12 protein-coding genes, 1 tRNA gene and 1 pseudogene are annotated in these 9,622 nt (G+C 67.3%); 10 read left to right on the forward strand and 4 right to left on the reverse strand.

Annotated elements, in window-relative coordinates; all coding sequences use genetic code 11:
- From V7D28_RS10850 to V7D28_RS10865, 4 genes are all read left to right on the forward strand, one after another.
- A partial coding sequence (locus V7D28_RS10850) for a 3-oxoacyl-[acyl-carrier-protein] synthase III C-terminal domain-containing protein (protein WP_333587402.1) occupies positions 1–502 on the forward strand: 502 nt, incomplete at its 5' end.
- Positions 503–591: 89 nt separating this feature from the next.
- Positions 592–900, forward strand: a complete 309-nt coding sequence (locus tag V7D28_RS10855) for an integration host factor subunit alpha (RefSeq protein ID WP_333587403.1) — start codon at positions 592–594, stop codon at positions 898–900.
- 3 nt (positions 901–903) lie between these two features.
- On the forward strand, positions 904–1,323 hold the full coding sequence (locus V7D28_RS10860) for a MerR family transcriptional regulator (protein ID WP_333587404.1): 420 nt from the start codon (positions 904–906) through the stop codon (positions 1,321–1,323).
- Positions 1,324–1,383: 60 nt separating this feature from the next.
- A tRNA-Pro gene (locus V7D28_RS10865) sits at positions 1,384–1,460 on the forward strand.
- 49 nt (positions 1,461–1,509) lie between these two features.
- Here the strand turns inward: V7D28_RS10865 and V7D28_RS10870 are convergent.
- Together V7D28_RS10870 and V7D28_RS10875 are read right to left on the reverse strand one after the other, a co-directional pair.
- Positions 1,510–1,707 carry a DUF2842 domain-containing protein gene (locus tag V7D28_RS10870; RefSeq protein ID WP_333587405.1) on the reverse strand — a complete coding sequence of 66 codons (198 nt, stop codon included), beginning with the start codon at positions 1,705–1,707 and terminating at the stop codon, positions 1,510–1,512.
- A 141-nt stretch (positions 1,708–1,848) separates the two neighbouring features.
- On the reverse strand, positions 1,849–2,097 hold the full coding sequence (locus V7D28_RS10875; protein WP_333587406.1) for a GlsB/YeaQ/YmgE family stress response membrane protein: 249 nt from the start codon (positions 2,095–2,097) through the stop codon (positions 1,849–1,851).
- Between the two features lie 158 nt (positions 2,098–2,255).
- On the opposite strand from V7D28_RS10875, the gene V7D28_RS10880 reads away from it, so the two are divergent.
- Positions 2,256–3,287, forward strand: coding sequence for a COX15/CtaA family protein (locus V7D28_RS10880; RefSeq protein WP_333587407.1), 1,032 nt, complete (start codon positions 2,256–2,258; stop codon positions 3,285–3,287).
- On the opposite strand, the gene V7D28_RS10885 is transcribed toward V7D28_RS10880, so the two are convergent.
- Positions 3,288–4,718 (reverse strand): alkaline phosphatase PhoX, encoded by a 1,431-nt coding sequence (locus tag V7D28_RS10885; RefSeq protein ID WP_333587408.1) that lies wholly within the window; start codon positions 4,716–4,718, stop codon positions 3,288–3,290. It abuts the gene before it with no gap.
- Between the two features lie 222 nt (positions 4,719–4,940).
- Between V7D28_RS10885 and rplM the strand changes: the two genes are divergently transcribed.
- The 5 genes from rplM to V7D28_RS10910 all read left to right on the forward strand — a co-directional run bounded on the left by rplM (position 4,941) and on the right by V7D28_RS10910 (position 8,843).
- Positions 4,941–5,414, forward strand: coding sequence for a 50S ribosomal protein L13 (gene rplM, locus V7D28_RS10890; protein ID WP_333587409.1), 474 nt, complete (start codon positions 4,941–4,943; stop codon positions 5,412–5,414).
- Between the two features lie 5 nt (positions 5,415–5,419).
- On the forward strand, positions 5,420–5,890 hold the full coding sequence (gene rpsI, locus V7D28_RS10895; RefSeq protein WP_333587410.1) for a 30S ribosomal protein S9: 471 nt from the start codon (positions 5,420–5,422) through the stop codon (positions 5,888–5,890).
- Positions 5,891–5,978: 88 nt separating this feature from the next.
- A complete protein-coding gene (gene argC / locus V7D28_RS10900) occupies positions 5,979–6,962 on the forward strand; it encodes an N-acetyl-gamma-glutamyl-phosphate reductase (protein WP_333587411.1) in 984 nt (327 codons plus the stop codon).
- Between the two features lie 61 nt (positions 6,963–7,023).
- Complete coding sequence (gene msrB / locus V7D28_RS10905; protein ID WP_333587412.1) at positions 7,024–7,512, forward strand: peptide-methionine (R)-S-oxide reductase MsrB; 489 nt, start codon at positions 7,024–7,026, stop codon at positions 7,510–7,512.
- A gap of 74 nt (positions 7,513–7,586) precedes the next feature.
- Positions 7,587–8,843: a serine hydrolase domain-containing protein gene (locus V7D28_RS10910; RefSeq protein WP_333587413.1), complete on the forward strand. Its 1,257-nt coding sequence runs from the start codon at positions 7,587–7,589 to the stop codon at positions 8,841–8,843.
- A 49-nt stretch (positions 8,844–8,892) separates the two neighbouring features.
- Here V7D28_RS10910 and V7D28_RS10915 read toward each other — a convergent pair.
- Positions 8,893–9,622: pseudogene (locus V7D28_RS10915) on the reverse strand (class I poly(R)-hydroxyalkanoic acid synthase); the annotation flags it as partial.

Here is a 9,622-nt window from a genome sequence, read left to right on the forward strand (position 1 = left end):
GTTCGGCGACGGCGCCGGCGCCGTGGTTCTGGAGCCCGTGGAAGGGCAGGGGACCAAGGCCGATCGGGGCCTCCTCGGCTTCGCCCTACGCGCCGACGGGACCAAGCAGGACCTGCTTTATGTGGACGGCGGCCCCTCCACCAACGGCCAGGTGGGCAAGCTGCGCATGGCCGGCAATCAGGTGTTCAAGCACGCGGTCATCAACATCTCCGAGGCGGTCACCGCGGCGGCTGAGGATGCGGGGGTGACGATCGGCGAGGTGGACTGGTTCGTTCCCCACCAGGCCAATATGCGCATTCTCGAAGGGGTGGCGCGCAGATTGGGCCTGGATGAGGCCAAGGTGATCACGACGGTGGCCGATCACGCCAACACCTCTGCGGCCTCCATTCCCCTGGCCCTGTCCCAGGGGGTCAAGGACGGGCGGATCAAGCGCGGCGATCTCCTGCTGCTGGAAGCCATGGGCGGCGGCCTGACCTGGGGCGCCTGCGCATTGCGCTTCTGACTCCAGGCCGGAATCGGCATGGAACCCTTTGACCTAGCGCGACAATCACGGCATGAGGGTCTGGCGAGTTTGTTCCGGGGCGGGGGCGTATGAAGGGCTCGACTTTGACGCGGGCTGATCTTTGCGAAGCGGTGCACGATGAGGTCGGCCTCTCCCGACAGGACTGCGCATCGCTGGTCGAGCGGACCCTGGAACTGATGATCCAGGCCCTCGAGGCGGGAGAACAGGTCAAGCTTTCCGGTTTCGGCGTCTTTCAGGTGCGCGCCAAGCGGGCGCGGATGGGGCGCAACCCCAAGACCGGCGAACCCGCCGCCATCGAACCCCGTCGGGTGATCGGCTTCCGGGCCTCCCAGGTGATGAAGGCGAGGGTCGACAAGGCGCTCTCGAAGGGAGACTAGGCCGTGGCCAAGGGCCCCGAGGCCTTCCGCACGATTTCGGAAGCCGCTGAGGAGCTGGACGTGCCGCAGCATGTGTTGCGGTTCTGGGAGACGCGGTTCTCCTTCATTCGCCCCATGAAGCGCGCCGGTGGGCGGCGCTTTTATCGGCCGCAGGATATCGCCGTCCTGCAGGGCGTGCGCCGCCTGCTGCACGAAGAGGGCTACACCATCAAGGGCGTTCAAAAGCTCCACAAGGAGCACGGCGTCCGTCGCTTCCTGGACGCCGGCGGGGGCGGGACGGAAGGTCTCCTGGCCGACGAGGCCGGGGCGGGGATGCCCACGGCGCCCGGACGCCGGGACGCGTTGCTGGCGGTGCGGCGGCGGCTGATCGAGGCCAAGGCGGACCTGGATGCGGCTCTCCACAGGGATGGTGAAAAGGCCTGACATTGCGGGTTGCCCGCGGCCGGGCGCCCGCCTATAAGACGCGGCCTCGCCGCAGGGCGACGGAGCGTAGCGCAGCCTGGTAGCGCACTTGACTGGGGGTCAAGGGGTCGTGGGTTCGAATCCCGCCGCTCCGACCACTGCCCGACAGGGCAGGGTCGCGAGGTCCAAACACAACAGGGTCAGAGGTTAGCGGCCGCGGTTCATCCAGCTGATGAGCGGCAGGATCGGCACGCCCCAGGCCAGGCCCGCCACGATGAAGAAGATCGTCTGAACCCAGAGGCTGTCGGGCAGGCGTTCGGCGAGAAACACCGCGGCCACCGCATAGGCCGTGACGAAGACCAGGATGGCCACCATCCCGATCAGTTTCCTAAGCCGCGCACTCATACCGTCTCCCGTCCTGAGCTGACCGCGCCCCGGATTTTACACCATCGGATCGCGGTCCAGGTGTTTAGCAGACGCCCGCCAATCCGCCGACCGGCGAGCGCGGGGCGCGCCGGCCTCCATCCGGGTCGGGCTCGACCGGCGTCACTTGCGCCGGATCAGCCCCAGGATCGCCAGCAGCAGCACGGCGCCGACGGTGGAGACGATCAGGCTGCCCAGGAAGCCCGAGAAGGGAAAGTCGATGGCGTTGGCGATAAAGCCGCCGATCAGCGCGCCCACCAGGCCAACCAGCAGGTTGGTGAAGAGGCCATGATCCCGCTTCATGATCTTCTCGGCGATCCAGCCGGCCAGGATGCCGATGATGATCGCGCTTAAAATGCCGACGCCGCTCATGGTGTGTCTCCCAAGGACCTGCGGCGCTGCGCCGCGCCGTCTGAATGCGGCCAAGCTTGGCCAGTTCCCGTAAGCCTGACAACCGCGGCATAGACGCCGGCCCCGGCGTGCTTTAGCCGTGCCCAACTAAAGCCGAAATAAGACGCGATCTCGCCGCAATGACCTCCTTCCTGCGATCGGACCGCTCGACGCCCGTGGCCATCTGGCTGTTCACGGTGGCCGCCCTGGTCCTGGCCATGATCATTGTGGGCGGCGCGACGCGCCTCACCGATTCTGGTCTCTCCATCACCGAATGGCGGCCGGTCACCGGGACCATCCCGCCGCTGTCGGCCGAGGACTGGCAGAGCGAGTTCGACAAGTACCGGCAGATTCCCCAGTACCAGCTGGTCAACCGGGGCATGTCCCTGGAGGAATTCCAGTTCATCTACTGGTGGGAGTGGGGGCACCGGTTCCTGGGCCGCCTGCTGGGCGTGGCGTTTGCGTTGCCCTTCGCCTACTTCCTGATCCGCCGCGAGATTCCCCGGCGTCTGGTGTTGCGGTGTTTCGGCCTCTTCGCCCTGGGCGGCCTGCAGGGGGCCATCGGCTGGTGGATGGTGTCCAGCGGCCTCAGCGAGCGGGTGTCGGTGGCGCCCGAGCGCCTGATGACCCATCTGGGCCTGGCCTTCGCCCTCTTCGCCGCCCTGATCTGGACCGCGCTGGACGCCTTGCGCGGGGAAGCGCGCCAGGCCCTGCCAAGCCCCTGGAGCAAATTCGCGCTGGGTCTGATGGGCCTTGTCTTCCTGCAGATCCTGCTGGGCGCCCTGGTGGCCGGCAATGATGCGGGGCTGGTCTATAACGACTGGCCGCTTATGAACGGCACGCTCTTCCCGCGAACCTACGCCGCCGACGGGCTCTGGGCGACCATCGCCCACAGCCAGGGCGCGGTTCAGCTGCATCACAGGCTGGTCGGCTATGTGCTGACGGGCGTGGTCATCTGGATGGCCCTGAGCGCCCGGCGCACCCACTATGTCCCGTCAGAGGCCAAGCGGCTGATGATGGCCACCACCCACGCCACCCTGCTGCAGGTGGTGCTGGGCGTGGCCACCCTGATGATGGCCGTTCCGCTGTGGCTGGGTATCGTTCACCAGCTGATGGCCGCCGTGGTCCTGGGGCTGGCGACGGCCTTCGCCTGGCGGGTGCGCCGGGTCTGATCAGACCCGGAAGCTGTTCCAGGGCCCGGTGATCGCGAGTGTCAGCCCCGGCCAATAGATGTTGACGAAGCAGGTGGAACCGTCCGGCGAGAAGCAGGCGCCGGCGAGCTCGGCGTTACCTTCGAACACATTGCGCGCGATCGTATAGACGCGACCGTCGGGTGTGATGCCCTTCAAGTGATTGCGCAGGGTGTCCGAATAGCGGTCCTCGCAGGCGAACATGTGGCCCCAGGGGGCGATCGCCAGATTGTCGGCGAAGTCCATCACCCGGCTCTCGGAGGGTTCCACGAAGAGATGCAGCTGACCCGGCGCGTCGGCCTCGCCGACCTGGCCCTCATGGGGGCTCGGAACGTAGCGCAGAACCTGCCCATGCCCGGCCGGCCCGCTGGAGGTGCAGGTGAAATAGACGCCTTCCGGGCTCCAGAAGATGCCTTCGCCCCGGCCGACAAAGGCCGCCCCGGCCTTCTGCATCCGGAAGCGCAGATCTTCGTCGGGGTTGTCGGCGCCTTCGACATCGATCCAGACGCAGGCCCGGCTGTCGCCCACCGCCCAGGTGGGGTCTTCGCCCTTCATGTTGCGGGCGTCGCCGCCTTCCGGCGCGTCGCGGAAGCCGAGCACCTGAAGCCGCCCGCCCTTGGCGAGATGACGGCGATCATTGGGCAGGAAGCGATAGAACAGCCCCTTGGAGTCGAACGCGTCCTCGGTCAGATAGACGACCCCGGTCTCCGGATCGACCGCGGCCGCCTCGTGCTGGAAGCGGCCGAGCCCCGTGAGGGGGACCGGGTCCACCAGACCGCGCGCGCTGGCCGGCACCTCGAACACCCAGCCGTGCGCCTTGCCGAGCCCGGCCTTCTGGGAAAGCGTGGTCTCCTCGCAGGTGAGCCATGAGCCCCAGGGCGTGGCGCCGCCGGCGCAATTGACCGCCGTCCCCACCAGGCTGAGATGCTGGCGCACCAGCTTCTGGCTCTTCAGATCATAGATCATCGTGGTGACGCCGCCGGGCAGGGGATAGCCATCGGGGCCGACGTCATAGGCCATGTCCCGCTTGAGCTTGTCGGCATGGCGGCGGCCATGGCCCAGCGGTCCATAGTTGAGGTCGCGAGGGTTCAGCTCATGGTTCCGCAGCAGCGCCACGCGGGAGCCGCCGAGGGGAATGGCCGCCATGCCGTCGGCCTTGTAGGGCACGTCGAAGCCGTCATCCATGGTCTGGCCGGCGTGGGAGATCACCCGATAGGAGAAGCCCTCCGGCAGGTCGAGGATCCGGTAGGGGTCCGGCTTGAGGGGGCCATAGCCATAGACCTCGTTGAGATAGGTCTCGGTGTCAGCCGCCGCGCCTGCGGCCGCGGTCTGGGCGCTGGCCCGCAGGGCGTATCCGGAAAAGGCCGCGCTGGCGGCGGCGGCGCCCAACAGGGCGCGACGATGAAGGGCCATGATCGCTCCAGGTCTCGAAGGCTTCTCAATATCCAGATAGACCGCCTGCGTCACGAACGCATGACGTCGCGCGGTAATATAATACCATATTGCTTTGAGCCGTGATTTATAAGGGTTTCTTGGGCCTTCGGTCGGTTGACAAGGTCATGTTCGGCGCGTAAACGCCCGCCCTCACGTCGATGGCCGTCCGGGCCGCCGCCGAAACCTTTAGGGATCGTCCCCATGATGAAGACCACGGCTTCGCTGAAGCCCGCCGAGGTCGAGAAGAAGTGGATCGTGATCGATGCCGAGAACGCCGTGGTCGGCCGTCTCGCCTCGTTCATCGCCATGCGTCTTCGCGGCAAGCATCGCCCTGACTACACCCCGCACGTGGACTGCGGCGACTTCGTCGTCGTCGTCAACGCCGACAAGGTGAAGTTCACCGGCCGCAAGCTGCAGCAGAAGACCTACTACTGGCACACCGGCTATCCGGGCGGCATCAAGGAACGCACCGCCGACAAGATCCTGGGCGGCCGCTTCCCCGAGCGCGTCCTGGAAAAGGCCGTCGAGCGGATGCTGCCCAAGGAGAGCCCGCTGGCTCGCAAGCAGATGACGCACCTGCGCATCTATAATGGCGCCGAGCATCCGCACGCCGCCCAGAACCCCGAGACCATCGCGTTCGCCGATATGAACGCCAAGAACGTGCGGAGCGCCTGAGGCCCATGTCGGAAACCCAAGGTTTCGAGGCCCTGCAAAGCCTCTCTTCCAACCCGGAAGCCGCCCCGCGCGAGCCGGTCATCGACCAGTACGGCCGCGCCTACGCCACCGGCAAGCGCAAGAACGCCGTCGCCCGCGTGTGGATCAAGCCCGGCAAGGGCCAGATCACCATCAACGGCCGCGACCAGGAAATCTATTTCGCCCGGCCCGTGCTGCGCATGATGATCGCTCAGCCGCTGGAGATCGCCGATCGTCTGGGGCAGTTCGACGTCGTCGTGACGGTCAAGGGTTCGGGTCTGTCGGGCCAGGCCGGCGCCGTGCGCCACGGCATCGCCAAGGCGCTCACCTATTACGAGCCGGGCCTGCGCCCGGTGCTGAAGCCGCATGGCTTCCTGACCCGCGACCCGCGCGTCGTCGAGCGTAAGAAGTACGGCAAGGCCAAGGCCCGCCGCAGCTTCCAGTTCTCGAAGCGCTAAGTCGCGCGCGAACACCGCGTATGCGAAGGGCGCTTCGGGACACCGGAGCGCCCTTTTTCTTGTTCATCGTCCCAGGCAGGAGACGACCATGGCCCCCAGGATCTTCATCGACGGCGAAGCCGGAACGACGGGACTGCAGATTCGTCAGCGCCTGGAAGGGCGCACAGATCTTCAGATCCTGTCCATCGATCCCGCGCGCCGCAAGGACGCCGGGGCCCGGGCCGAACTGCTGAACGCGGCCGACGCCGTGGTCCTGTGCCTGCCCGACGACGCCGCCCGCGAGGCGGTCAGCCTCATCACATCGTCCGATGTAAAGGTGGTGGACGCCTCCACCGCCCACCGGGTCGCCGAGGACTGGACCTACGGCTTCGCCGAAATGTCCGCCGACCAGCGCGGCGCGATCGCCGCCTCGACCCGGGTGAGCAATCCCGGCTGTTATCCCACCGGCTTCATCGCCCTGACCCGGCCCCTGACGGAGGCGGGCCTGCTGCCCCCGGACTGGCCGGTCACGGTCAACGCCATTTCCGGCTATTCCGGCGGAGGCAAGGGGCTGATGCAGGAGTTCGAGGGCGATGGGCCTGACGGGACCCGCGACGCCTTCCGCGCCTATGGCATGACGCTCGCCCACAAGCACGTGCCGGAGATGCAGCGCTTTGGCGGATTTGCGCATCCGCCCCTGTTTGCGCCGTCTGTGGGGCGCTTCGCCCAGGGCATGCTGGTGGAGGTTCCGCTCCAGCTCTGGGCCCTGCCGGCCAGGCCCAAGGTGGACGATCTGCGCGCGGCCCTTTCGCAGGCCTACGCGCATGAGACCTTCGTCACGGTCGCCACCAATCTGGAGACCGAGCAGCTGGCCAAGGCCCGCGCCGGGGCGGCGGGCTATGTGGCCGGCCTCGATCCGGAGACGCTCAATGGGACCAACAGCATGCGTCTCTTCGTCTTCGGGGACGATGTGAGGGGGCAGGCGCGGCTGATCGCTCTGCTGGACAACCTCGGCAAGGGCGCGTCCGGGGCGGCGGTGCAGAATCTGAACCTGATGCTGGGCCTGGATGAATCCGCAGGCCTCACACGCTGATGTGTTCGGCCGCCCTCATCCATCGACGCAATCCTGCGTAGATGGAGTCATGAGGACCAACATGTCGATCCCGCGCCGCGCGGTCGTCCTGGGCGCCGGCGCCCTGGCGGCCTGTGGAGGCCGCTCCCAGGCCAGCACGCCGCCGGACGCCTATGCGGATTCCCCCTGGCGTCGGGTGAGCGACTCGGAGTGGAAGCGTAGGCTTTCCCCGCTGGCCTATGAGGTTCTGCGACGCGAAGGCACCGAGCGGGCCGGCACGAGCCCGCTTGATCGCGAAAAGCGCCGGGGGACCTACCACTGCGCCGGCTGCGACCTGCCCCTGTTCCGGTCCGACTGGAAGTATGACAGCCGCACAGGCTGGCCCAGCTTCCACACCGCCATCGACGGCGCGCTCGGCAAGAAGGTCGATTTCAAGATCGGCGTCCCGCGCACCGAATATCACTGCGCCCGGTGCCTCGGTCATCAGGGCCATGTGTTCAATGACGGGCCCCGGCCCACGGGCCTGCGCTACTGCAATAACGGCGTGGCGCTGCGGTTCCGGGCCGCCTGAGCACCAGATTCTGGCGCCCGGTGTGGCGAGGCTCTATGGGTGTGGGCAACAAGAACACATCCCAGGGAGATGAAATGCGCGCCCATCTGGCCAACCGCCTGCTGATCGCAGCCTCGGCGGCCGCTGTCCTCACCTTTTCGCCCGCCGCGGGGGTCTCGCAGGTTTCGCTGTCGCCCGCGGCCGAGGCGGGAGTCTCCGCCGCCGGACTGGAGACGCTGACCGCTGAAATGCAGGCCCTGGTGGACAGCGGTCAGTTGGCCGGCGCGGTCACCCTGCTGGCCCGCAACGGCAAGGTGGTCCATTTCGAGCCCTATGGCGTGCAGGACGTCTCCACCGGGGCGCCGGTGACCCGCGACACCATCTGGCGCATCGCCTCCATGACCAAGCCAGTCACGGGCGTGGCCATGATGATGCTCTGGGAAGAGGGCAAATGGGCCATGGACGATCCCGTGGCCAAGCACATCCCCGAATTCGAGGGTTTGCAGGTGGCGACGGCTGGTGGGGGAACCGAGCCTCAGGCCAGGCCCATGACCATGGCGCAGCTCATGAGCCACACGGCCGGCTTCGATGTCAGCGCCGGCTACGAAGACCAAGGCCTGCAGGACGCCGACCTGGCCGCCATGATCACCAAGTTGGCCGCCCTGCCGCTGGCCGTCCAGCCGGGAACCGACTGGCGCTATGGGCCCAGCGTCAACATCCAGGGTTATCTGGTGGAGAAGCTGTCGGGCCAGCGCCTGGACGCCTTCTTTCAGTCGCGGATCTTCGACCCGCTGAAGATGGTGGACACCGGCTTCCACGTGGACCGCGCCAAGCTCTCCCGGGTCTCGGCGGTCCACACCTACGGACCTGACGGCAGGGTGAGGCCCGCCGAAGGCGTCGGCCCGGCGCCCACCAGCGCCCCGCGGTTCCTGTCGGGCAGCGGCGGCCTGTTCTCCACGGCGGAGGATTACTGGCGCTTCTCCCAGATGTTGCTGAACGGAGGGGAGTTGGACGGCGCCCGTTTGCTGAAGCCTGAAACCGTGGAGCTGATGCGCACCAATGTGCTGGCTGAGGGCGTGAAGGTCGATCTCTATGGCCCAAGCCAGGAGGGCGTCGGCTTTGGCATGGACTTCGCCGTGATCCTCGATCCCGCCGCGGCCGGCACGCCGCAGGGGGTCAATTCCTACTATTGGGGCGGGGCCTTCGGGACCTGGTTCTGGGTCGATCCCACCCACGACCTCGTCTTCGTGGGCATGATCCAGAACCTGCGCGGCAGCATCCCCGGCGCGGGCACGCCGCCCCTGAGGGACATCTCCCCGCGCCTGGTCTATGGCGCCCTGGAAACGCCGTAGCAGATTGGCGCGCCCCTGCGTCGATTTCGGCGCGGGGGCGGCCCAGGGCTCAGGACTTCACCTTCACATAGCGGCCGGGCGCGTCCTCGATGGGGGCGAAGGGCCCCTTGGACGGATCGCGCGCCGGGACCAGCGGGCCCGAATGGGACTTCAGCCATTCGATCCAGTGGGGCCACCAGGAGCCGGGGGTCTCGGTCGCCGCCGCCTGCCATTGCGCCAGGGTGGCGGGCAGGTCCTGACAGGTCCAGTACTGGTACTTCTTGGCCGCCGGATGGTTCACCACCCCGGCGATGTGGCCGGACCCGGACATCATGAAGTTCACCGGCCCGCCGAACAGCCGCGCCCCGCGATAGACCGACCCGGCCGGGGCGATGTGATCCTCCTTTGAGGACTGCACATAGATCGGCGTCTTCACCGACCCGAGGTCCAGCCGCACGCCATCCAGCTCGAGTTCGCCCTTGGCCAGGGCGTTCTCGCCATAGAACTTGCGCAGGTAGAACATGTGCAGGGCCTTGGGCATCCGCGTCTGGTCGGAGTTCCAGAACAGCAGGTCGAAGGGCCGGGGCTCCTTGCCGAGCAGGTAGTTGTTCACGAAGAACGACCAGATCAGGTCGTTGGAGCGCAGCACATTGAAGGTGTCGGCCATGGCCTGGCCCGACAAGACGCCGCCCGCCGCATCCATCCGCGCCTCAAGGTCCTTCAGCCAGGCCTCGTCGGTGAAGAGCAGCAGGTCGCCGGCCTCGGCGAAGTCCTGCTGGGCGGCGAAGAAGGTGGCCGAG

Source organism: Phenylobacterium sp., assembly GCF_036723115.1.
Lineage (GTDB): Bacteria > Pseudomonadota > Alphaproteobacteria > Caulobacterales > Caulobacteraceae > Phenylobacterium.

Coding starts and splice junctions, on each gene's coding strand:
- V7D28_RS10870 (WP_333587405.1), bottom strand. CDS start 1,707: ATGAGTGCGCGGCTTAGGAAACTGATCGGGATGGTGGCCATCCTGGTC.
- V7D28_RS10880 (WP_333587407.1), top strand. CDS start 2,256: ATGACCTCCTTCCTGCGATCGGACCGCTCGACGCCCGTGGCCATCTGG.
- V7D28_RS10875 (WP_333587406.1), bottom strand. CDS start 2,097: ATGAGCGGCGTCGGCATTTTAAGCGCGATCATCATCGGCATCCTGGCC.
- msrB (WP_333587412.1), top strand. CDS start 7,024: ATGTCGATCCCGCGCCGCGCGGTCGTCCTGGGCGCCGGCGCCCTGGCG.
- rpsI (WP_333587410.1), top strand. CDS start 5,420: ATGTCGGAAACCCAAGGTTTCGAGGCCCTGCAAAGCCTCTCTTCCAAC.
- V7D28_RS10910 (WP_333587413.1), top strand. CDS start 7,587: ATGCGCGCCCATCTGGCCAACCGCCTGCTGATCGCAGCCTCGGCGGCC.
- V7D28_RS10855 (WP_333587403.1), top strand. CDS start 592: ATGAAGGGCTCGACTTTGACGCGGGCTGATCTTTGCGAAGCGGTGCAC.
- rplM (WP_333587409.1), top strand. CDS start 4,941: ATGATGAAGACCACGGCTTCGCTGAAGCCCGCCGAGGTCGAGAAGAAG.
- argC (WP_333587411.1), top strand. CDS start 5,979: ATGGCCCCCAGGATCTTCATCGACGGCGAAGCCGGAACGACGGGACTG.
- V7D28_RS10885 (WP_333587408.1), bottom strand. CDS start 4,718: ATGGCCCTTCATCGTCGCGCCCTGTTGGGCGCCGCCGCCGCCAGCGCG.